At 40.8% G+C, this 22,940-nt stretch carries 20 protein-coding genes; 7 read left to right on the top strand and 13 right to left on the bottom strand.

Features of this window, described 5'->3' with window-relative positions:
- Positions 1-48 precede the first annotated feature (48 nt).
- Positions 49-855, top strand: a complete 807-nt coding sequence (locus CH365_RS09605; RefSeq protein WP_100768365.1) for an FcpA-related putative periplasmic flagellar protein — start codon at positions 49-51, stop codon at positions 853-855.
- Positions 856-1,098: 243 nt separating this feature from the next.
- Here CH365_RS09605 and CH365_RS09600 read toward each other — a convergent pair whose 3' ends face one another.
- The 3 genes from CH365_RS09600 to miaB form a co-directional block, all read right to left on the bottom strand.
- A complete protein-coding gene (locus tag CH365_RS09600; protein WP_100768364.1) occupies positions 1,099-1,935 on the bottom strand; it encodes a hypothetical protein in 837 nt (278 codons plus the stop codon).
- A gap of 74 nt (positions 1,936-2,009) precedes the next feature.
- Positions 2,010-3,788: an LptF/LptG family permease gene (locus CH365_RS09595; protein WP_100768363.1), complete on the bottom strand. Its 1,779-nt coding sequence runs from the start codon at positions 3,786-3,788 to the stop codon at positions 2,010-2,012.
- Positions 3,785-5,134 carry a tRNA (N6-isopentenyl adenosine(37)-C2)-methylthiotransferase MiaB gene (miaB, locus tag CH365_RS09590; protein WP_100768362.1) on the bottom strand — a complete coding sequence of 450 codons (1,350 nt, stop codon included), beginning with the start codon at positions 5,132-5,134 and terminating at the stop codon, positions 3,785-3,787. The genes CH365_RS09595 and miaB overlap by 4 nt, the downstream gene beginning before the upstream one ends.
- 112 nt (positions 5,135-5,246) lie before the next feature.
- Between miaB and CH365_RS09585 the strand changes: the two genes are divergently transcribed.
- Positions 5,247-5,891: a J domain-containing protein gene (locus CH365_RS09585; RefSeq protein ID WP_100768361.1), complete on the top strand. Its 645-nt coding sequence runs from the start codon at positions 5,247-5,249 to the stop codon at positions 5,889-5,891.
- On the top strand, positions 5,863-6,504 hold the full coding sequence (locus CH365_RS09580) for a hypothetical protein (protein WP_100768360.1): 642 nt from the start codon (positions 5,863-5,865) through the stop codon (positions 6,502-6,504). Before CH365_RS09585 ends, CH365_RS09580 begins: the two co-directional genes overlap by 29 nt.
- Before the next feature lie 169 nt (positions 6,505-6,673).
- Here the strand turns inward: CH365_RS09580 and CH365_RS09575 are convergent, their stop codons facing one another.
- The 5 genes from CH365_RS09575 to ribH all read right to left on the bottom strand — a co-directional run bounded on the left by CH365_RS09575 (position 6,674) and on the right by ribH (position 11,672).
- The gene (locus CH365_RS09575; protein ID WP_100768359.1) at positions 6,674-7,315 is read right to left on the bottom strand and encodes a hypothetical protein; all 642 of its coding nucleotides are present in this window, start codon (positions 7,313-7,315) and stop codon (positions 6,674-6,676) included.
- 70 nt (positions 7,316-7,385) lie between these two features.
- On the bottom strand, positions 7,386-8,666 hold the full coding sequence (locus CH365_RS09570; RefSeq protein ID WP_208861201.1) for a HEAT repeat domain-containing protein: 1,281 nt from the start codon (positions 8,664-8,666) through the stop codon (positions 7,386-7,388).
- Positions 8,667-8,722: 56 nt separating this feature from the next.
- On the bottom strand, positions 8,723-10,795 hold the full coding sequence (locus tag CH365_RS09565) for a tetratricopeptide repeat protein (protein WP_165782591.1): 2,073 nt from the start codon (positions 10,793-10,795) through the stop codon (positions 8,723-8,725).
- Positions 10,743-11,207, bottom strand: coding sequence for a transcription antitermination factor NusB (nusB, locus tag CH365_RS09560; RefSeq protein ID WP_100768357.1), 465 nt, complete (start codon positions 11,205-11,207; stop codon positions 10,743-10,745). Before nusB ends, CH365_RS09565 begins: the two co-directional genes overlap by 53 nt.
- A 3-nt stretch (positions 11,208-11,210) precedes the next feature.
- Entirely contained in the window at positions 11,211-11,672 is a 462-nt protein-coding gene (gene ribH, locus CH365_RS09555) for a 6,7-dimethyl-8-ribityllumazine synthase (protein ID WP_100723158.1), read from the bottom strand.
- A 47-nt stretch (positions 11,673-11,719) separates the two neighbouring features.
- On the opposite strand from ribH, the gene CH365_RS09550 reads away from it, so the two are divergent.
- On the top strand, positions 11,720-12,523 hold the full coding sequence (locus tag CH365_RS09550) for a tetratricopeptide repeat protein (protein ID WP_100768356.1): 804 nt from the start codon (positions 11,720-11,722) through the stop codon (positions 12,521-12,523).
- On the opposite strand, the gene CH365_RS19990 is transcribed toward CH365_RS09550, so the two are convergent.
- Positions 12,520-12,690 carry a hypothetical protein gene (locus tag CH365_RS19990; protein ID WP_165782590.1) on the bottom strand — a complete coding sequence of 57 codons (171 nt, stop codon included), beginning with the start codon at positions 12,688-12,690 and terminating at the stop codon, positions 12,520-12,522. The genes CH365_RS09550 and CH365_RS19990 overlap by 4 nt on opposite strands.
- A 73-nt stretch (positions 12,691-12,763) precedes the next feature.
- On the opposite strand from CH365_RS19990, the gene CH365_RS09545 reads away from it, so the two are divergent.
- Together CH365_RS09545 and CH365_RS09540 are read left to right on the top strand one after the other, a co-directional pair.
- Positions 12,764-13,342, top strand: a complete 579-nt coding sequence (locus CH365_RS09545) for a hypothetical protein (RefSeq protein WP_100768355.1) — start codon at positions 12,764-12,766, stop codon at positions 13,340-13,342.
- Positions 13,336-14,670 (top strand): peptidoglycan recognition protein family protein, encoded by a 1,335-nt coding sequence (locus CH365_RS09540; RefSeq protein WP_100768354.1) that lies wholly within the window; start codon positions 13,336-13,338, stop codon positions 14,668-14,670. The genes CH365_RS09545 and CH365_RS09540 overlap by 7 nt, the downstream gene beginning before the upstream one ends.
- Here CH365_RS09540 and CH365_RS09535 read toward each other — a convergent pair.
- Positions 14,651-15,916 (bottom strand): helix-turn-helix domain-containing protein, encoded by a 1,266-nt coding sequence (locus CH365_RS09535; RefSeq protein ID WP_244283099.1) that lies wholly within the window; start codon positions 15,914-15,916, stop codon positions 14,651-14,653. The two genes, CH365_RS09540 and CH365_RS09535, sit on opposite strands and share 20 nt — an antisense overlap.
- Positions 15,917-16,196: 280 nt before the next feature.
- Between CH365_RS09535 and CH365_RS09530 the strand changes: the two genes are divergently transcribed.
- A complete protein-coding gene (locus CH365_RS09530) occupies positions 16,197-18,500 on the top strand; it encodes a hypothetical protein (protein ID WP_100768658.1) in 2,304 nt (767 codons plus the stop codon).
- Between the two features lie 107 nt (positions 18,501-18,607).
- Here the strand turns inward: CH365_RS09530 and CH365_RS09525 are convergent, their stop codons facing one another.
- From CH365_RS09525 to lon, 3 genes are all read right to left on the bottom strand, one after another.
- Positions 18,608-19,075: a Dps family protein gene (locus CH365_RS09525; RefSeq protein ID WP_020771404.1), complete on the bottom strand. Its 468-nt coding sequence runs from the start codon at positions 19,073-19,075 to the stop codon at positions 18,608-18,610.
- Between the two features lie 169 nt (positions 19,076-19,244).
- Complete coding sequence (locus tag CH365_RS09520; RefSeq protein WP_100768353.1) at positions 19,245-20,360, bottom strand: DegT/DnrJ/EryC1/StrS aminotransferase family protein; 1,116 nt, start codon at positions 20,358-20,360, stop codon at positions 19,245-19,247.
- A 96-nt stretch (positions 20,361-20,456) separates the two neighbouring features.
- Positions 20,457-22,898, bottom strand: coding sequence for an endopeptidase La (gene lon / locus CH365_RS09515; protein WP_100768657.1), 2,442 nt, complete (start codon positions 22,896-22,898; stop codon positions 20,457-20,459).
- Between the last annotated feature and the right edge of the window lie 42 nt (positions 22,899-22,940).

Raw genomic sequence — 22,940 nt, 5'->3', positions numbered from 1 at the left:
CATTTTTATGGTTTATCTCCCGCAGCAGTTTCCCGATCTTAGTTTTAAATGAAACTCGGTAAGCTTTCACGCTTAAGATCTTTGTTCTTATTTACCCTGATTGCCACTTCTTCCCATTTATTTTCCCAAGAAGATCCACATGATCGCCCTAAAAAATTGGAGATCTTAATCCCTGAATCTGCAAAAGAAGGTCCCTGGAGTGATGATCCTAACGAATTTAAGGATATAGACTTCTTAGGAGATTTCTCAGAAGGTAATTCAAAACAAGCCTTAGAAAAAACGGAAGAGTATTTCTCGGCCGCAATGGACGGCTTCAGAAAAGTTTCAGATAGTATCAAATCCAAAAGAGAAAAAGAAGAAGGCAAGGTTCTAGATTCGGAAAGATTCCCTTGGCAAAGAAAAACCAGGTTAGAAAACGCGGAAAGAGTTTGGAATAGAGAACTGACAAGGGCAAGATTGGACTCGATTAAAAATCTTTCTCTCGCAATGAAAAATCTGGACAAGATCGCAAATCCAAATATTAGAAAATCTGAATCTTTTTTAGAACTACAAGCTGGAGTTTATCGGGAATTTATTAAACATCAATACGCTTTGAAAAACTTCAACCAATCAGCGGAGTTTTTAGAAAAGTATATCTCCTTGGATCCTAAGTTTAACGACGAGGCCGAACCCCATCGTATTCTTTCTCACTGTTATGAACGGCTTTATCTTTCTGCGAAGAAGTCCGGCCATCCTGAAGGTATGGATTATTATAAAGACCGAAGAAAGAAACACGGAATCTTATATGCGGAAAAAGCATATGGTAGGAGCTCTTACGAATTCAAAAAAGTTTTAGAATTGTTTGCGAGAGAATAACAGAATAGAAGCCGCGTCACCTTTAGTGAAAGTTCTCAGTTTGATGTAAGAAGGTCCGTGTACGTCGGAATTCCCGTACACATATATTTGTTGGAACTCCAACAAGAGTTAGTGAAAGAAAATTCGGTTGTAAGTTTTGGGAAAATGTGGTAGGGACAGATTTGCTTTCCCACGGGCCACTCCCCCCTCCCAATGCAGGGTGGGGGCGGACTCTAACCCACGTAGGAGTTCCAACACTCTGTTCTAATTATTTTCAGGAAGCCCTAATTCTTTTCTAAGGCGTTTGTTTTCCTCAACCAGCTCCTTGATTTCTTGCTCAGTATATTCGAACAATTTGGTATGAGCCTCGAGGATATTTTTCATTTCGATCTCTTCTATGCTAGAATATTCCAAGGCTCTTTCGGTGGCTTTTTTCAGCTCGAGAGCGTGTTTTAATTCCATAGTCTTGAGATTATCTATGATTTCGGAAACTTTCAATCTTTCGTGAAGCGTAAGAAGCTCTTGGTTCTTAAGTTCGTTCACTCTTTCGATCGCTTTATTAATGTCTTCGTTGTTCTTCTTGATTTTTGCTTCGAACTCAAGGATCGCATGAAGAGCGGCATTCGCCTTATGTGCATCTTTGTATTCTTTGTTAGCGAGTTCGAAAACTCCTTCGAAAAATCCTACATTTGCTAGACAACTATTCCCGATCTCGTTAGCCACCATCTTGAAAAATTCCGTTTGGATTACTCTGTCCAAGATGATCCTTAAGGATCTGGGCTGAACCGGATTTTCTAAAACCTCGGTTTTACCTTTAGGAGAAAGTTTATTGTAAATTTCTTCTGCTTCGGGGGAGGAGATAATAGTAAGTGCAACAAATGGATGAAGTTCAAAACGTTTTAGGAAATCTTCCTTAATTTCTGTCCATTCTTTCAGATTAGTATTCACATAGAATACGTTAATATCCTGGGCATCCAATTCAATCGATCTGTAGTCCTTTAACTGGACCTTACGCAGTTCGATATTGATTCTCGGATGTTTCCATATATGTATGGGGAATTCAGCTCCGGAAGTTATGTGCCAAATATTCGCGGTTTTCAAAGCCGACTCTCCCCCTTACTCGACGCCATAAATAAGACGTCGAAAGCCGATCCCGTCCTTCTAAAAAACGGAAATCAGTATCGATTTTCTCGATTTCTCCATAAGGATAATTTTTTGAGTCCCTCTGTCAATTTTGTTTTTAGGAAAGAAAGGGGTCCTTCTATCCGGGCAAAAACGCGGGCAACGGGGGAAAAGAACTTAGCTAGGATTTGAAAGAAATTTACTACAGCGGGCGGAAAACGCATATCGGTTCGTTTTAACATAACGACCGAACCGATGATCGCAATTGCTATATTTCCACTCCATGGTCCTAACCAAACCGGGAACTTAGAATTTTCGGAAATATTCGATCCGAATGTGAAAAGAGCCCAATATACAATGATCAAAACCACCGCCATTGTAAAACTCATCCCCTTTCCGGAACGTTTTACTACGAGACCTAAAGGTAAGGATACTAAGGAAAAAATAATGCAGGAAACAGGTATCGCAAATCTTCTCTGGATCTCAACATCAAACTGAGAGACTCTTTTTTTAGCCTCTTTTAATAAAGTAGTCAATTGGAGAACAATTGTAACACTCTGAGACTTTTGAGCATCCGAGAGTTTAGGATCACTCATGATATTCGGCAATTCAATTTGTAGCCGCAACACTCTATCTTTTAAATTCTCGGTTCCGTCTGAAGGAATTCCCATCTCTTGTAAAATTTCAAGCCCAGGGATCCTCTCTAATCTTCCTGCTTTAATATTATTTCTGATATCGATCAAGGTCCAAAGAGTGAAGGAACCAGGATCCACATTGATGACTAAACTTTTTTTCTCTTCGGTTTTTGGAATATTATAATCCATTTCCCCTTTTCGAAGATCTCCGACTGAGAACTGCTGTTTAGCTTTATCCCATTCTAAGATCCAAGCATCTTTCAATCGGATTGATTTTTCAAACTCGCCGTCAGGTCCTTTTTTTTCTACCAAGGTTCCTTTTTTAGCAGATATGATTTGTGTAATATAAGATTCGCCTAATTGAACTGGACGATTAGCGGCACCCACAGCCAGAAGAAACGGATCCTGGTTTTGTGGAATAAATACAGTCCATTCACGGATCTGAACTCCGGAAAGTTCTCCCGTTTTTGCGTTCACACCTTCCGTATACATTGCGATCGCTTTTTCGGAGCCTGCATTCTGCACCTGATCTCCGGCAAACTGTCCAGGGGTTAATGCAAGAAGAGGGTTATAAGCCAAAACCCATTTATTGAACTCTGTCATTTTTCGGGTATTGATTGGAGAAAGATAAAAGCACAAGTACGCAACGAGAGCAGCGAGGAATATACCGAACCCTACAAACACCACATAGATCCGAGAGAATCCTATTCCTGCAGAACGTATTGCAGTAATCTCTGAATCACCTGAAAGCCTTCCTGCTGCCATAACACCACTCATCAAACAAGCAAGAGGTGCAGTTGTAGGAAGAATATTCCCCAATAGATAACCGAAATAATCTAGAAGGCGGAAAGGATCCACACCCTTCCCCACAAAAAGCCCGATCATACTTTTGAGTGCGATGGCCATATAAATGCTTGTGAAAAATAAAAGTGCTACTAGGAAAGAAGGAAAAATTTCAGAAAGAATATAGCGGTCCAAGATAGGAAGCCATCTCCAGAACTTCTCTCGATCCGTATGAACAAAAAAACCGGGGGGAAGGTCCGCAACACTATGAACCCTTACGGAACGTAGATCTTTTCCCTCGGCTACTTTTCCGGCAGCTTCCGTTCCGAATCCTGTAGTATCAGTCCGATGTACGGCGGACTTTTTTTTCTTAGGAGAGGAATCGCCTCCCGAAGCACGGGAGATCTTTTTCACTCTATCACCTCTCCTTTAAGAGTGGCACTAGTAGCAAAATTAATCTTTACCGAGACAGTTTTTCCGATCAACGAATCGACATGAACATTCTCCGGTAATTTGAAAACAGTCATTCTTCCGCAAGGAGTACGACCACAAGCTTCTTTAGAAGATTTTTTAGAAGCGCCTTCTACTAAGATCGGGAAAGTTTTTCCGATCCTCAATTTATTCTGCTCGAGAGAAATCGAAGTTTGAAGATCCACTAACTTAGTGAGACGCTCTCCTTTTACTTCTTCAGGTACATCATCCGGATATCTTTTTTGAGCGATGGTACCTTCTCTCTCGGAATACTTAAACATGAATGCCATATCGAAGCCAACTTTGCGGACCATGTCCAATGTATCTTCGAATTGTTCTTCTGTTTCTCCGGGAAAACCTACAATAATATCCGTTGTAAGTCCAACATTCGGGACGACTGTTTTAATCTGACCCACTACTTCCAAAAATTCCTCTTTGGAATAAGTTCTTTTCATATTCTCCAATACATCCGTATTCCCGGACTGCAGTGGAAGATGAATATTCGGACAGAATCTTGGATTCTCCGCCATAAGTTCCAAAAGATGCATCGGAAAATCCTTAGGGTGAGGAGAAGTAAAACGAATTCTTTCTATATCAGTTTCTTCTAATAGAAGGCGAACAAGTCCTGCAAAATCGAAACCTTCTGCCTTATAAGAATTTACATTCTGCCCGAGCAAAGTGAGTTGTTTTACACCTTGGGCAACAAGATCTCGAGTTTCTCTTACGATAGAATGAGGATCTCTACTCCTCTCCCTTCCTCTTGTATAAGGAACCACGCAGAATGTGCAAAAATTATTGCAACCTCTCATGATGGTGACGAATGCTTGGATACCGTTTACAACTCTAGGCTCGATCTCATCGTAAGTTTCAATCTTAGAAAGACGGGTTAAAGAAACAGGCTGTTTATCCGAGCGAATGGTTTGAATCAGTTCAGGAAGGGTTCTATAATTATCAGGACCAACCACTAAGTCCAAAGGTAATTCCTGGTGAAATAGATCGTCCCCCAAGTTTTGGGCCATACAACCAAGGACTCCAATAACCAGGTCAGGATTTCTTTTTTTTAGATATCCAAGACTTTGGAGCCTACCGTAAATTTTTGCATGTGCATTTTCACGGATCGCACATGTATTTAAGAAGATAACGTCAGAAAGTTCCGGGTCCGAAACCGTCTCGAACTGAGCGCCCTGCATCAAACTGGACACGATACCCGAATCGTATTCGTTCATCTGGCAGCCATAGGTCTCTATATAAACCTTACCGGCCTTTTTTTCTACTTCTAGAACGCTCATAGGTCCAGTTTTGGAAAAGTAAAGAGCCTGTCAACCCGCTCGAAACCTTAAAAAAAAGTTTCCTTTCCTGCCGGGATCGGATCATAATCTGAATTCTCTTAAGACGAATCAAATGAACCGATCGGGAACAGGACTCAGCCGTAAAGCAGACTATTATGTATTATTCGGCATTTCCAGGGACGCTTCTCCACAAGCAGTGGAAGAGGCCTTTCATCGATATGTACAAGATCTAAAAGAACATTCCTGGGTCCCTTGGAAGGATATAGAATTAAGAGAAGGCGCAGAGGCTTATTATCATCTATCAGATCCTGCCAGACGAAAACGTTACGATTCGTCCTTAGATTATGAATTGGTACTTCCCGACCCCGAAGGAGTTCCGGAGGAATTCGAAAGATATTTCGAGCTCCAAAAAATTTCCACTCCTAAGGAATACGAGAGGTTATACAAACAATTCCTAATGTTAAAATACGAAAGGGAAGATAAACTCTGGATCTTCAGAGCTACGGTATATTTTATACTGGGCTGTTTTTCTACATTGGTACTTTCTTCTCTCGTTTTTGTAGTATTTCAGAAAAACGGCTGGCTCTCTACAAGCGCCGACCTTTTCTATCGTAGATGGGGACTCTTATTTTCCTGCACGTTTATGGGGACGGCATACACGCTATTCCGAATATTCTATCTGGAAAGAGTAATCACACTAAGAGAGAAAAAAAGAGAAGTAGAGCAGAATGAAGAAGTCTCGGACCTCGGACCCTAAAGCCTTAACGGAAGACGAAATACAATATTATTATACACTTCTTCAAGAAGAAGTCACAGAATACAACTGTGGAAGTTTGTGCGCTCCTTCCAACGGAGGAATCCCTGTGTGCTGCCAAGCGGACAATGCATTGCCGGCTTTATATAAAGCGGAATATGAAATGTTATCTAAAAGAACGGATCTATGGAAAGCATATGTTCCGATGACTCGGGAAGAAAAAAAAGATTTCGCAGTATACGATCATAGGAAAATTACATTTTGTGAATGCAAGGGAGTGGCTCATTGCGAAAGAGAAAACCGCTCCATTAGTTGCAGGACTTTTCCATTAGAACCTTATTTGGACACAAGAGGAGTTTTGGTGGGATTAGTATTCATGCAAGAATTCCAAACCAAATGTCCTCTAACTTCCAGAGCGAAAGATGTAAGACAAGAATTCATAGATAATCATTTTCTATTTTGGGAAAAACTTCTATTTAGAGTTGAATCGGAATACGAAGTTTACACTGATTCTAGCAAGGCTTATCGAAGAAAGCGCAAACGTACGGGTGTAGAATTTCCTATTTTATATCCGAGCCATTTAAAAGGAAAAGAATATCTGAAACAGTATATTTGATTTGGCCGGCAATGTTGGAATTCCAACAAGGATTACTGGTAGGAAATTTTATTGTAAGTTTTAGGAAAATATGGTAGTGCGGAATGTGCTCTCCCACGGGCCACTCCCCCCGATCCCAATGCAGGGTGGGGGCGAACTCCATCATACGTTGGAATTCCAACATCCGACTTTAATATTCAAACAAAAATCTAAAAGTGAAAAGTTCATATCCCAAGATCTGGACCTCTAACGGATTCGGACCTTTTTGAAAACAAGATTCCGGAAACGCTGCCAAAACCTTTTTGGTTTCTTCTTCATATGAATTTTTAGATTTCAATTTTGTAGCGGATGAAGAAGGTTTCGAATTTTCGAATTTGTATTTTGTGATCTGATTTTTGCCGTCCCTTCCTCCACCCTTTTCTACCGGGAAAAAATAATATGTATAAGGAAATTCTATCTTATCCTTTCCTTCACACTCTCCTAAACGGATCCCAATCTCTCCCAAAATGTCTACAGGACGATATATTGTATTGGAACGTATATCTACCAAAAACACACGTTTCCCTTTCGGATCCCAACCAAGATCCGGTTCCAAAATACTCTCTTTAGATTTAGATGCGGTGGTATTATTATTAGGGTCTTCTAATATTTTTTTTAAAATTTCACCCCGAACTTCCCAAGCGCGAACATCGTAAGCAACTCTCTCTCGTTCCGGATGTTCTGCTCTTCCCTCTTTCTTATCCCAGGAACTCTCAGGCAAATATTTACGCTCTAAAGTGGTTTTACAGGAGGCTGTGAATAAAATAAGAAAGAAAAAAAGTGCAGCTCGCATTTTTTAAAGACTCCGCGGCTTTGTGCCTCTGTGTGATAAAATTCTATGTCTCAATTAATCTTCGTGACTCTTATTTAGAGACCTTAATAGAAATGATCTCTCTGACCGCTTTTTCCATTTCGGATTTTACTTCAGGAGTTTTTTCTATTACATAAGCATCAAATAAAGCAGGCAAACATTCAGGGTCCCCAATGATCCGAACAGTGTCGACGGCTTGTAAGCGAAGAGGAAGATATTCTTTTTTATTATTGGAGGCAAATGAAATCAATGCCGGAACTGAAGTTTTGTCCTTCAACTCTCCCAAAGCTTTCAAGAGAGATAGTTTGACTTCGTTTACTTTTTCTTTTTCAAAGATACGTTTGAGTTCGTTAGTTCCAGGATTAAATCCTAGTTTCCCCATCACTTCCGCAGCGCGAGATCGAAGCCCCGGATCCTTATCCATGTCCAAAACGGTTAATAATCCCTGTCCACCTCCGTGGGCTCCAAGATCCAAAAGTAGATCGATCAATCTGGCCTTAAGTCCGGGAACAGTTTCTTTTGCAAGTTGTTCTGAAACCGATTTAGCACCTTGTTTATCGCTCAGATAAAACAATGCCTCGGTGCAGATCTTTCTCAGATCCGGATTCGGTTCAGTAATCCCCTTATAAAAAAGAGAAATATACTGCCTGCTTTTCCTGTTTTTCAGGATCTCTAAACCATGAAGGCGAACATCCTCATCCGGGTCAGAAGCAGCCATACGCGGAATATTTCCGCGATTATCAGGTATATTATTCTTATTTAATACTGTAAAAAATCTCCTACGAAGTGCAGGAATATCGTCTGTCGCGAATTTGTTAATTAAATTTTGAACCCTTTCGTCTTTGATCCATATTGCCGACTCTAAAAAATATTCTCTATATACAGGATTATTAGAAACCGCAAGATCCAAAACATGAGGCATTGCACGGTCATCTTTGATCCCTTGCACATATCTATAAGAAGATTGTCTTACTTCAAAATCCGTATGAATAAGACCTGCGATCACTGCATAGATAAGTCGTTTTTCTTTTTTTCGGTCTGCAAGTTCTAGGATCCTGGTCTGGATATCCGTGCTTCGAGTAGTTTTAAAAACAGTGTCGAGTTCATTTGCCCACGTTGGAGCAAGAGAATCCAAGTCCTCTAACTCGGAAAAAAGCGCCAAGGAGGCGAAAATGCTATCTTCTCTCGCATCAGGTTCTGAAATAATTTTGGGAAGTTCTTTAAGCAGATCCAAACGATTCTTGGACTTGATTTCGGAAATTGCTCTGGCTTGAGATCTTCCTTTGGAAAGAACGGATTCCTTAAATGGATCCTTTTGTTCTTCGGCAAAAATATTTCCGCCGAAATATACAGTGAAGAATAGAACCAGACAAAAGAATGGAATTCTTTTCAGAAAAGACCGTCCCTCTTGGAGGAATCCTCCAATGCGGCCGTCGCGGCCCGCTTATTATCGTAAGCTTCCGTATTGGACGGATCTAAGTCTATTGCATTTTGGAAGGAACGGACTGCCTTTTTATATTCTCCGTTCTTATAAAATGCGACGCCCAGATAATTATAAGCAGTGGATGCCGTCTTTGGTTTTATTTCCGACTTTACGATAGCTGTTAATTCCTCTATCGCTTTTTCTCGATCCAAAACAGAATTGGAATCCAGTAAAATTTTAGAAAGGACTAAGCGACCTTCATAATCTTCCGGATCCATATGAGCGGAACGATAAGCTTCGTCCTTTGCTCTATTTTTCATATCCGGGTCTTTTGATTTATTATAAAGAAGTGCCAATTTTTTATGAGCTTGTTTGATCTCGTTTGAATTTCTGGATCTATTCAACACTTGTAGTAGGATTTTTTCAGCGCTGGAAGATTCTCCTGTGCCCATATATGCTTCTGCAAGTTTTAAGGCGACCTTATAGTAGTCTTCTTTCTGTTTGAAGAGTATTGAGTATTCTTCTATAGCTTCTCTATAAAATTTGTTTTCCAAATAATAATCCCCTAAGGCTTCCTTAGGCTTGATATCATCCGGATCTAAATAAGATGACTTACGGAAATTTTCGATTGCTTGGGTGCCGTTACCTGTGTGTTTATAAACAAGACCTAAATTATAGTAAGCTTTTGCATTTTTAGGATTTAGATCCAGGACCCGATTTAGATAGGTTATCGCTTCTCCATATCTTTCCATTTGATCCAAGACTACGCCTAAATTTAATAATGCAGTTTCGGTAAAACTATCGCCTGGAGTGGAGTCCACGATCCTTCTGTAAGTTTCTTCCGCGGCGAGAAGGTCACCTCTATTATAATATGTTTCCGCTAGTTGGAATAATAGATCCAAATTATTCGGATTATACTTTAGGCCTTTTTGGAGAGCATTGATGGATTGCTCTCCCTGGTTCAATTGTTCGAAACCTTCTGCGATGGAACGGAATAATTCAGGATCGTTTGAACCTGCTTGATTGGCAAGTTCCAGATATTTTACGGATTCTTCTAATTTACCGTTCTTCTTCAAAACGATAGAAAGATTATACAATGCCTTTGCATCATTCGGGGTAAGAGTTGCCGCTTCTCTAAAATAATGTTCTGCCGAAACATAATCTCCCCTATTATAGGAAATATTTCCCAAATAAGAACTGGAAAGAGCGGCGAGTTTTCCGCCACGTGCCCTCATCACCACAAGTTTGAAATGTTCTTCTGCTTGTGGGATTTCTCCTTTTTTAAAATAACTTAATGCAAGGTTATATGTTAGATAAGGATCATCCGGAGAAGAAGAAAGTCCCTGTTTATACGCATCTATCGCTGCATCAGGATCATTAATCTCATTAAAAAGATTTCCCGCCATGAGAGCGATCCTCGGATCGTTAGGCGCAATCTCTCTTGCTTTTAAAGCAGTATTTCTAGCGGCGGAATGTTGACCGCTATGAGCATATGCTAAAGTTAGATTATAATAAGCGTATACATTTCTTCCGTCAGCAGCGATCGCCTTTTGCAAGGAATCAATCGCCTGTGGATATCTTCCGTCTTCGTCATAAATCACTCCGAGAACAGTTAAAGCCAGGGACTTCTCCTGGTCTGTCACCGGGCCTGTTAAAAATTCAGTACAATAATCGAATGCTGGTTTAGCATGATTCTGTTTGTATAAGTTTATACATTTGGTCAGTAGAGGATTACTCGTACCATCAGGAAGATAAGGCCTTTGTAATTCTTTTGCCAGACTTCCTTTCGGCATAATCGGTGATTTGCCGTCAGCGACCGTATTTGTACCAAAACCAGGTTTACCTTCTCTGAAAAAGGAATACCAAATCGCAAGAGCAATCAAAAGAAGAAGGGAGGCAGCTAAGGCTCCCCAAGCAAATGCAGTCGGATTATAATGACGCTTAGGACGAAACTCTTCCGGCTCGTCCCCGTAATAGTAGGAAGGTTTAGGTTCTTCCGTCTCCAGGAAGATTCGGTTCTTGCGGATCGGGTTTTCCATGTCGGTTCGTCTCGTACTGAAGGATGGAATCCAAGATCCCGTTTATAAAAGGGACCGAATTCTCGCTTTCAAATTCCTTAGTCAACTCGACGGCTTCGTCGATGGTGACCCTTGGCGGAATTTCCTTGGAATGCAATATCCCATAAATGGACAAACGTAGAATACATTTGTTCACCGGGGAAATTCTAGCAAAATCCCAATTCCTCGAGTATTTCTTGATGAGAGTATCGATTGATTCCGCGTTTTTCACAACACCATTTATGATAGAAACGGCAAAATCCCTTTCTTCCGTTTCTATCTTTTTGTCATACCAACGGAACTTTAGGACCTCCGATAAGGCGGGATCCACCAGTTCTAACTGGTATAATGCCATTAATGCGATCTCTCTGGACTTCCTTCTGGAAGAAGACATAGATTAGAGAAGTTTCAGTAGATTTGTCATTTCCACCGCAGTCAGAGCCGCCTCGTAGCCCTTATTACCTGCCTTGGTACCGGCTCTTTCGATGGCTTGCTCGATTGTATCAGTAGTCAAAACTCCGAAAATCACAGGCACGGAATGTTGCACTCCGATAGATCCTACTTTTGCAGATTCTCCGGCGACAAAATCAAAATGAGCGGTAGCGCCTCGGATCACTGCTCCGAGACAAATGATAGAATCGTATTTTTTACTTTGAGCGGCTTTGGAAACCACGATCGGAAGTTCGTAAGCTCCCGGGATCCGGACCACGGTGATATCTTTATCTTCTACTCCAGTTGCATGGAGTCCGTCTATAGAACCTTTCAAAAGGCTTTCGACTATGAATTCGTTAAAACGGGAGACAACGATACAATGTTTTTGTCCCTTTCCGTCCAGCTTGGCTTTCAATTCTTGAGGCATCTGTTTCCTGGTTGCTTCTTATATCGAGAAAACACAAGTTACCCTGAGTGGCAACCGGAAAAGAAGCTTCTAAATCCAAATTCTGCATATTCCTGATCCTGTTGGGAGTCCAGGTTTTCGCCCTTTCTTCCTGTGAGACCATCCGATCTTTTTGGAAACCTAAAGATGCATTTATAAAAAGTTTAGATCTACCCGATTGGGTCCTAGAATCTTCCATCAAGCTACGAATATTCAACGATTCCCCCAATGTGATCAATCCGGAAGACGCAATGCCGGAAGATGATATCGCTTCTTATGCAAATCAACTCAGAGTATTACTCGCAGTTTCACCGGCTGCTATGAGAGATATATATGAGATGGCGGGATGTTTGGATGGAAGCGATCTCGTCAAAGTCCGCGGAAACAAAATGACGGATAGTGGAGAAGATATCTGGTTCGGAGCGTGCAAGAGTGGAACTCAAGATGCAATCGTGTTCAGAGTATTAGAAATGGGAAACAACCAACTCTATTATTTATACGAAGAAGAACTGATCAAAACCTGGGACGAATCCAAGAAGAATGCAAAAACAAATCCTGATAAGTCTATGAGGCTCGCTACAAAGATCATAGAGCATGAACCAGCTCATCCAGGTGCCAGAAGATTATTGGGAAGTTTGTATTTAAAGAATGGTTATTGTCCTGGAGCAGTCCGCAATTACAGGATCTATCTTCGAATCCTTCCCCACTCGCCAGAAAAAACCAAAATAGATTCTCTGCTTAGAAAAAGCTGCGGAGATACGTTGTTCCCTAAAAAGCCGGAGCCAAAAGAGTTTTCGGATGAATTACCTACGTTAGAAGAATCTGCGCCTTAATCCTTCACTCTCAGCACAAGAGTGATCTTACCGTCTGCTTTTTCCACTACTTCAAAACCTTCTTCCCTAAGAGTTTTTTTGATCCGATAAAAACCAAGGTTCACGACTTTAGGGGGGTCGGATTTGCGGGAAGGAGAAGGGAAACGATTCGCAGAAGCATCCATCACTATTTAGTTTCGGCTCCACGAAGGTCCATCTTGACCTTGACAGAAAGAAAACCTTTTCCTAAATGAGAAAGAGATGAGGCGAATTCTTGCTCTCGTATTTTTTTTGATCCTATTGGCCTTAGGCTTTTCCGCCTTTTATTTACAGGAATGGTTCGATTCTCCTGGATTCCGATGGGTCATTTCCAAATTCTCCTTTTGGGTTTTTCTATCGGTTCTGATACTTTCTGCCTTAGCAATGCTTCGGATTTTCAGAAGGGCCAAAAAGGCAATACATACCCAAAGACAGGCTCTAGAAAAACATTTAAGCGGAATTTTAGAAGAACTGGTCCAAGACTCCCAGGCGTTAAGCGAATTCCTAAAGATAGATCTTCCGCAAATGGAAGAACGTATCAAGGTCTCCAAGGATAAACTTCCTAAAGAAATCTATTCTTCTTTTACCTCAAATTGGACCAAGATCAGAACGGATGCGGAAGCTGCACTCAGAGATCTGGAAACACTTCCTTTAGAACCGGACTTTGGAGACGAAAAAAACAGAGCGGTTCCAGAATATAAGGATCTTCTAAACAAACATACTAGGGCAAAATCCATTTTAGAAAGAGTCAGATCGGACCTTTCTCTATTAAAAGAAAAACTAACGGAGAGAGGATGTTGAAAACCGTTCTTCTAATACCTATTGCCTGCATCATATCTACTTGTACTTCCCTTCCGGAAACAAACTTTTCTATCACCGAGTTCGCATCTCCTATCCATCCGCTCTCTCAATTATTACCTAAGGATAAAAGTACAGCTTCCCTTTCTGTTCTTCGCAAAAAAACAAAAGTGAGCGGAATATTACTCCATCATACCAAAGGACTTTCCACAGAAGACTATATTACAAAAAGTGCAAATTCTGGATGGTTAGTACATTATATCGTAGATAAAAAAGGCAAAATTTACGGGGTAGAAGATCCCGGGACTTCTCTCCTCAAGGCTGCGCCAAAGACAGATACAAGTATGATCCATATCTCTTGGGAAGGAGATAAGGAAGATATACTCAAACGTCCTGCTCAGAAAAAATCTTTGCTCTATACGATCGCCAAAACCTCTCAAGAATTCGGGATACCGGTTACAAACTTCGATGTGGGCTCGCGCTCCGGAATATTCACACATAGTCAGGCCAAAAAGAAATTCGGCGGCTTCTTAAACGGAAGTGATTGCGGAAATGAAAATGTTCTAAAGGCGCTTTTGGAAGAACTCAAAGGTTCCTATTTTTCCGAAATGGAATGGAAAGATAGATATGGGGAATGGGTGCTCCGGAAAGAAAAACCGTTTGTAGGACAAAATGGAGAGATCAAAGAACCTAGTTACGATAAAGGAAGAGGTGTAACTCCTACTCCCAAAGCAGACCTGGAGAATATCGAAAAAACGGCAGAAGGACTTCTTCCGGAAGAAAAAAGACTCAAATACAATTACAGAGGTGCAATCACTGCAGATTGTGTCGTATTACATTTTACCGCAATCAACGATTACGAAGGAACTCTAAGAGTATTAGAAAAACGGAATTTAGCGGCCACGTTCCTTGCAGATAAAGACGGAAAAATTTATCAACTGCTGGATTCTCCCCTGCATATGGCTGCGGCCGCCACAGGTACAAATCGGAATTGTTTCCAAATTGAGATCGTCGGTAAGGATACAGAGATGTTACTTGCAAATCCTGCTCAGATCACCGCGGTTTCTAAACTTGTTTATGAGCTTTGCCAAAAATACCAAATTCCTTTGAATAATGAAAGGATAGAATCCTTGAAAGGTGTATTCTCCCATACTCAGGCTAAGAAAAAATGGGGAGGATCCATCTTTTTGGATGCCCAGGACTTCGATCCAGGCGAACCATATATGAAAAAAATAATAGAGACCTTAGGCGGGACCTATTATCCGGAAAAAGATTGGTACGATAGAAATGGAGAAGAATGGATACTTCTCTTTACCGATTTTCAGCCTTGATCGGGCGATTTTTTACAGATATTCGATCTGAATCACCAAGTTCCACCATACCACCCAGTCCTTTTCCTAAAGGAGGAACCCCTGTACGGGCAGTATGCATTTTTTGTTTTTCAGGAACATCTGACTTCTTCTGACGAAGTTGTGTAGGAGTTTTTCCTGTTACCTTTCGAAATGCATCGTTAAAAGAAGATTTAGAATTAAATCCTACAAAATAACAGATAGAAAGAATGTCCTGATCCAGTTTTTCTTCCAGAAGTTTGACCGCTTCTTCTATTCTAAAACCGTTGATATAATTATGAAATCCGGTTTGCAGATGTTCATTCAAAAATTCTGTCAACTGATACGGTTTAATTCCCAGATCTTCCGACAGAGAATGAAGGGTCAGCTCCGGATCCCGATACAATTTATCTTCTCTCATCAATTCTTGGATCCTGAGCTCCAACAAATTCAGATCCAAACCGATCAGAAGCGATTTTTCATACTTCTTTTTTCTTACTTCTCTAGTCAAAGGAGCAAAAAAGTCCGGATACCTAGAGGGCGCCAAGAATAGAAGAGTCACAATCCCAGTCACAAGAAGTCCGCCGACCCTGAACAAAACATCCAGGCCGAACATAAATCCGAAAACCAAGGAATACATTGCAAAAACCGTAATGGTCGCCAGAATAAAGATGAATCTTATCTGAGACTTCAACTCCGGAATAGAGATCACGGTTAATAACATTCTGTATCTAAATCCGAAATAGGCAGTCGTAAGTGCGGTTGTTATGAAAAATCCCCAGGAAAGATAATGTTTATATCTGATATTTCTAAAGTCTCCCAGATCGGAAATGATGGAGTCCCAAGGCCTTCCGAAAAAAAATATCTCTCCTAATAAAAAAAGACCAGGCACAAGAAAATGAAGACGAATGTCTCGGTACAAAGTTTGATTCGGGTATATCAAAGAATGTGTATATAGCAAAGATAAGGGCCCGATAGCCGAAAAAGAAGTGAGTAATAAGAAGATTGCATGCGGATAAGTCCTATCAATTTCCAAGACCACATTCGCAACTGTGAATAGTATGATCCCCAACGAAAGAAACAGAAGGGCTCCAATCCTATCTTCTCTGCGTTTTATAGGCGGAATTAACTTTTGGACCACCAATAAAAAGGAAAGGCCACTTCCGAAGTAGAATAGAGGAGTTACCACTTCGGGATTTAACATAGGCGGTATATTAAGAAAATACCAAGGCTTGTCAAGTGTTCTCATTCGAAACAAATCTCAGAACGATTTGAGATCCAATAAAATAAGTGAAAAATTTTTATTTCGAACACTTACATTCTCCGTCTTTTTCAGAAATCTAATTCACTCTATTCTTATATTTTACTTATTTTATAAGTTTTGATTTTTGCACAACTGTTCGAATAATGAAACTCGAACGTTCGAATTCCGTGGCTCGGACGACCCGATTTTTATTATGGAGTATTCTTCTCCGCCAGAACTTGATCCGGTATTGAACAATTCCGGACTAAGGAGCGGAAAAATGGAAATGCAAAGAATACGTGCCGCAAAACGTTATTTGCGGTACGCCTTGTTAGGGATGGCTGTGTTAGCTGCGGGTTGCCCCGTAGGAATTTTTACGGAATTCCCCAACCAGGAAGAAGTATGTAAATTTGATCCGATCCGAGAAGGAATTCGCGCAGTGTCCGCATCTTCTTTCCCGGAGCCGGTATTACAATCAGTGTTGGTGAATGGAAATCTTGTATGGCAAACAGTAACGGATGGGCCGGCGTACCCTACTCCTACTTTCAGCCCTGGCCAAACCATCACACTTAAAGGAACAGGTTTCGGAGCCGGACCAGAAATCGACTTTTCTAAAATTATGATCGGTAATACCAGAATTTTGGAAACCGATCTAAGAATGTTCGAGCAGAGACTGGACATCACCAAACAGGTAAACTTCGAAGTGGACGAACCTTTGGATAGCTGGAGCAAGTATATTCTTGCTTGGACGGATACTCAGATCCAGTTCAAGGTTCCAGAACACACAACCTCAGGGCCTCTAATCATTCAGATCCAAAAAAGGGTCGGATATAACGATTCTCTACTTCATCCGGGACAGCCACATAACGTGATTGATGCGCAAACTCGAAGAGTTACTGACGAAGACTTCAAACATAAATGCGATGTTGTTTCTATCTTAAGCGATGCGAAAGGTACTACACCTTTACAAGTAAATGTGAACAACCCTGGATTCTCTTCCATCATCGCACTTGGTGAGAAAATTTTCTGGTCTTATGATTTCAATATCGGTGTAGCTCACGCGATCAGAAATTTAGATTGGAAGAAAATTTTCGCATACCAAGCAAAAGATCCTGTTACTGGGTACACTGCGGATCCACTTCTCCTGTTCGGAGCTTACCAAACAGTATCAGGCCAAGTTCCTTCTGTGGCGATCGATAATGTATACTTCGATCGTTATCCTCAACCTACTCCAATTCCTGGATACTTAGGTGGAGACCAATTGTTCAAAGGAAATACTAAGAGCAGCGGTTGGGCAGGTTATAGATATGCGGAAGCTTCTCATCCATATACCGGAAAAGGAGAATGGATTGGATTCAACTGCGCTTCTTGCCATGGATACAAAATCACTTATGAAGCTTCTCCAGGCAACACTGTGACTAAAGTAATCCCTGGACTTCCTAACCCTAAGTGGTCTATGAAATGGTCTCTATTAGGAGATTTTAAAGGAATTAAGGAGAATGAACCGGGACCAAGTTTCGATTCTTCTTCCAAAGACGTAGATAAAACAATGTTGATCTACGTTATGCCTCAAGGAGCTGGAGAACATTCTTTGATCCGCATCAAAGGAGAAGGTAGCGAAACAGATAACGATTATGAGTTCTCTCCAATCGCAATTCCAAACGTTACCAACTATATGGGAGTCAGAAGATCTCTTTCTCATACAGAATCCTATGTTGGATTCGAAGGTTCTTATATCCATTCGGAAGAACCTGATGGTGCTACCGGTGCAATGTATGCGAAAGAACTACAAGCTCTTACCGCTTATATGACTAAGTTGGACGGAAACGATAAAGCTCTCAGACAAGTGGGAATATATCGTTGGCTAAAATCCAAAGGTAAACTAATCGCTCAAGCAGGCGCAGATTCCGGAGAAGGTGCTTTCGTCCAAGCTGGATGGGAAAACCAACCTGGTATTACTGCTGCAGTCGCAAGAGGAAAGGCAACCTTCCAAAGAGATTGTGGATCTTGTCATAATGATAAAGTGGGCTTAAACTCTAACGAGAAGATGTTTAAGATAAACGAAGTGGGAAGATTTTTCGCGCCAACCATTTATCAAAAGGCAATACAATCTGTTCGCGCTACTTTCTTAAGAGATATGTATTGGGTACAACATAGAGGTTTATTGAGCGACGGTCACGTTCGTAACTTAGAAGATCTGGTCAATCCTGCTCGATGCACGGAAGGATCCGCTCTATATAACCAGTATTACACTTTACATGCACCTGTGTCTCCTGCCTTAGGCGGACCGGATCATCCGGAACCTTATCCTCCTCAAAACAGAAAGTCAGATGTGTTTAGAGCATTCAAATCTCCTAATAATGATGCCGGAACAAAAAGAAACAGATTCATCGAAAGACATAAATATTTCGTAACAGTTCCTTGGGATCCGGATTGGTACTATTGGGATTACCAGAAGATGAGAAGAGAATACGGTGTTCAAGAGTTGGGAACTTCCCAACCTATCGGAATGCCTGCAGCTCCTCACCCATGGTGTTCTGCCTCTGCAGCTGAGGTAGATGATCTAGTGGAGTATATCCTCACTCTCTAAACTCTCTACGACCCGGGGAGAAAGATCGAATACCAGATCGATCTCTCCGGGTTTTTATTTCGGGGAATATTCCCCGAAATATTCTATTTTCAGAATATACTAAGATTCTACTCCAGCATACTTCTAAGCATCCAAGCAGTTTTTTCGTGGATCTCCAATCTTTGGGTAAGAAGGTCCGTTGTCACCTCGTCCCCTCCCGAGTCTGCAGAAGGAAGGATCGCTCTTGCAGTTCGGATCACTGCTTCATGTCCATCCACAAGATTTTTAAGCATATCTTCTGCTTTAGGAACTCCATCTTCTTCTTTCAAAGAAGTTAAAGAAGAAAATGCTTTGTAGGTTCCGGGCGCCGGATAACCGAGAGAACGAATTCTTTCTGCCACCAAATCCAAAGCATTCCAAAGTTCAGTGTATTGGGTCATGAACATCAAATGTAATGTATTAAATAAAGGTCCGGTAACGTTCCAATGGTAGTTATGAGTTTTTAAATATAAAAAGTACGTATCTGCTAGAAGTTTTTGCAGGCCTTGATTAATGGCTTCCCTATCCTTCTCCGGGATTCCTATATTTGGTTTCATACTTATCTCCTTTTTAGTTTACTCATTTTAGAATCATTCTAAACTTAAATCTTAGACAGTGGCAATCTAATTTCTTTCGGAATAATACTGATTTTTTACGGATTTTGGCGAGAAATAAAAAAGCCGCTGAATCAGCGGCTCTTATAATTTTCAGACTTTTTTAAAAATTTTATTTTTTATATTCTTTAATCGCGGCAAAAACTTCTTCCAGTTCGGAATCAGTCATGTACGGAAATAAAGGAAAATTTAATATAGAATCACAGATCTTTCCGGTTCTATGTTCTTTTCCGAATTTACCTACGATATACGGTTTTGCTCCCGGTTGATCACTCATAGCTCCAGGATAAATAACCGCAGAACCGATCCCTTTTGTTTTTAAAACTTCTTGGATTTTTGGTCTTTCTGCAGGATCAAAAAGAGTTACATTACAATATCCATTTTCTTGAAAGTCTTTTGGAGGATGGATTACATTCACTCCTAAACCTGGAAGAACTTGGTAATATTTTTCAGCTGCTTTTCTGCGAGAAGCAATCCTTGCATCTAAATAAGGAATATTCAAATTTAAGAATGCAGCTTGTAAGGTATCCATTCTGGAATTCCAACCCACATCTCCATAACCGTAATGAGAAGTCCTTCCGTGATTTCCAAGCATTCTGACTTTATTTGCAAGCTCTTCGTCGTTTGTGAAGACTGCCCCACCATCTCCTGCCCCGCCTAAAACTTTTGCTGGATAAAAAGAAGTAGTGGTGATCAATGCGTCTTGGTAGATCGGCTTGCCCTTATACAAAACTCCGAAGGATTGGGCTCCGTCTTCTAATAAGAAAACTCCCTTTTCTTTACAAAGTTTACGGTATTCTTCTAACTTAGAGCTTCCCCAACCGTAAAGGTGAACTATGATCGCAGCCTTTGGTTTTACTTCTTCGAGTGCTTTTTTGAATTCTTCGAAATCCATTTGTAAATCATCTGGATTTGTATCTACCGTTGCAGGATCAGCTCCTACGTTCACTACTGATTCAAACGTTGCCCAGAAGGTAGAATCAGGAACTAATACCTTATCTCCTTTCCCGACTCCTAAGGCTCTTAGTGCTAACTGAAGTGCGTCTGTTCCGTTCGCGCATGCGATTGAATATTTGGTCCCAGCAGTTGTTGCCAGATTTTTTTCTAATAATGCGACTTCTTCTCCTCCGATAAAGGAGGCGTTCTTGCTGAGAGTTTTTACTTTATCTTCCCAAGCATCTAGTAATCCCGGCTCGAATCTTTTAATATCTATGAAAGGTACGCCCATTATGGTCTCCTCCGAACAGGGTCGGAAACGGGTCCTAAAAAGCAAATTATTTTGATCTGCTTAAGGACCGCTATCTCGGGGCGAAATATTGAAGATTTACTTCTTCTTGCGAGGTGCTACCTTCTTTTTTGGAGAAGGTTTAGTCTTCTTCGCAATTGCAACCTGTTCTGTTTTAGATTTTAAAACTCCGTCTATTACCTTTGGCTCGAATAGTATTTTAGCAACTTCTTCGAATTTAGAAACAGGAAAGAATTCCATTCCTTTCTTTACATAGTCAGGTATTTCGTCTAACTGAGGCCTATTGTCCGAAGGAAAAATGATCTTATAAACGCCAATTCTTTTGGCAGCTACAATCTTTTCTCTTAAACCGCCGATAGCTAATACTTCTCCGGTCAGAGTTAATTCTCCAGTCATACCGAATCCAAGTTTGATCCTTTTATCCAATACCAAGGAAAGAATAGCGGTTGCCATCGTAATCCCTGCACTTGGTCCGTCTTTTGGAGTAGCACCATCCGGAACATGAAGATGGATCGTTTTTTCGGTGAACAATTCCTCACTACCTAAGAAATTTTTAATATAACTAAGAGCTATACTGGAGGATTCTTCCATGGATTTTCCGATCATTCCGGTAAGAAGTATTCCTCCTTTTCCTTTTACAAATACCGCCTCTATAAGTAATGTTGCTCCTCCTACAGAAGTCCAAGCAAGTCCCAAAGCGGTTCCTGGAACTGTAGGCTTAGTCATCCTATCATCCGTGTATTTAGGAACTCCTAAAAATTTTTCCACATCCTTTGGTTGGATATGTTTTGGATAAGATTCACCCTTTACGATTTGAAGCGCAAGCTTCCTAGCCAATTTATCCGATTGTTTCTCCAAACCTCTTACGCCGGATTCTCTGGAATAATGGTCGATAAGAGTAACGACCGCTTTTTTATCTATTTGTATTCCGTAAGGTTCTATCCCGTTTTTCTCCAGGACCTTTTTCCAGAGATGTTTATTAAAGATCTGAACCTTCTCATCCGTGATATAACCCGAAAGATTGATCACTTCCATACGATCCAAAAGGATCCTACTAATAGAATCTAATGTGTTCGCTGTCGCAATAAAGAATACGGAAGAAAGATCAAATGGAAGATCCAGATAATGATCTCTGAATGTTTTATTCTGCTCCGGATCCAAAACTTCTAGAAGAGCGGCTGCAGGGTCTCCCTGCATTCCGAGTCCAAGCTTGTCTATTTCATCCAATAGAATCACAGAATCTTTTTCTTTAGTAATTCTTAATGCAGTGATGATCTTACCAGGCATTGCACCGATATAAGTCCTGCGATGTCCTTTGATCTCCGCTTCGTCTCTCATCCCACCCACGGAAAATCTAAAAAATTTTCTGCCCATGGCTTCTGCGATAGACTTTGCGATAGAAGTTTTTCCAACTCCAGGGGGTCCTACCAAAAGAAGAATAGAACCTTTTTCTGTCGGCTTCAACTTCTTCACTGCCAAAAATTCCAGAATCCTTTCTTTCACATCATCCAGTTTATAATGATCTTTATCTAAGGTCTTTCTAGCTTTATCTAAATCAATTTCCCTTGAAGGAGCGGCTTCCCAAGGAAGACTTTCCATAATATCCAAATAGTTTCGGACTACATTATAATCCGCAGTATTCTGATCCGTATAGAAAAACTTATCCATCTCTCTTTCTACTTCTTCTATCACTTCCGGATCGGCAGGAATACCTTTCAGTCTTTCTAAGAATTTTTCGTACTTCTTCTCGTACTTTCCTTCTTTCTGGCCGAGTTCAGCCTGAATGGCTTTCAACTGTTCTCTTAAGAAAAACTGTCTTTGTTGTTTATCAATTTTATCCTGGATATTCTCCTGAATTTCTCTTTGGAGACTAACAAGATCGATTTCCTTTTTCAGGTAGAGTAGAACTTTTTCAATCCTATCCTTTAGATTCACAGATTCTATTACGGATTGATAATCTTCTTTTTCAATATTCAAAATACTGCATACAAAGTCCGCCATCTTACCTGGCTCGTTCACATTCAGCATGGTAAGCTTCATCTCTTCCGTAAAGAGAGGATTATTCTGAGCAAGTTCCCTGGTCATAATAAGAAGAGTTCTCATCATTGCTTTGATCGTATTTTTAGAAGCACCGGGTTCTTCTTCCGGATAGCTCACTTTTGCGATCATCAAAGGTTCTACGGAAGAAAATGATTCCACCTTAAATCTGCGGACAGTATTGATCAGAATATTTACGGCACCATCAGGAAGATTCACCTTCTTCAATATTTTGGCCACCACACCGAAATCGTAAATATTCTCTTCCGTTTTCTTTTCATTCTCCTCATCCTTAAGAAGAACAAGTCCGATGAAAGAATTACCTTTTAAAGCCTCGTCCACGGCCTTTGCAAATTTGCCCCCCGGAACGATCAGAGGAGTGATGATCCCGGGAAATACAGGCCTGGTCTTGATCGGCACCAGAAATAATTCGGGAGGAAGAATGGAATCTACCGGTACGATACTTCCTTCAACATCACCCATATCATCAAAAAGATCCACGTTTCACCTTCGGTTTTAAAAATA

Origin of the sequence: Leptospira neocaledonica, from assembly GCF_002812205.1 — a bacterium.
GTDB lineage: Bacteria > Spirochaetota > Leptospiria > Leptospirales > Leptospiraceae > Leptospira_B > Leptospira_B neocaledonica.
The sequence above is the reverse complement of the archived record's forward strand: the minus strand, read 5'-3'. Positions and strand labels throughout refer to the sequence as shown.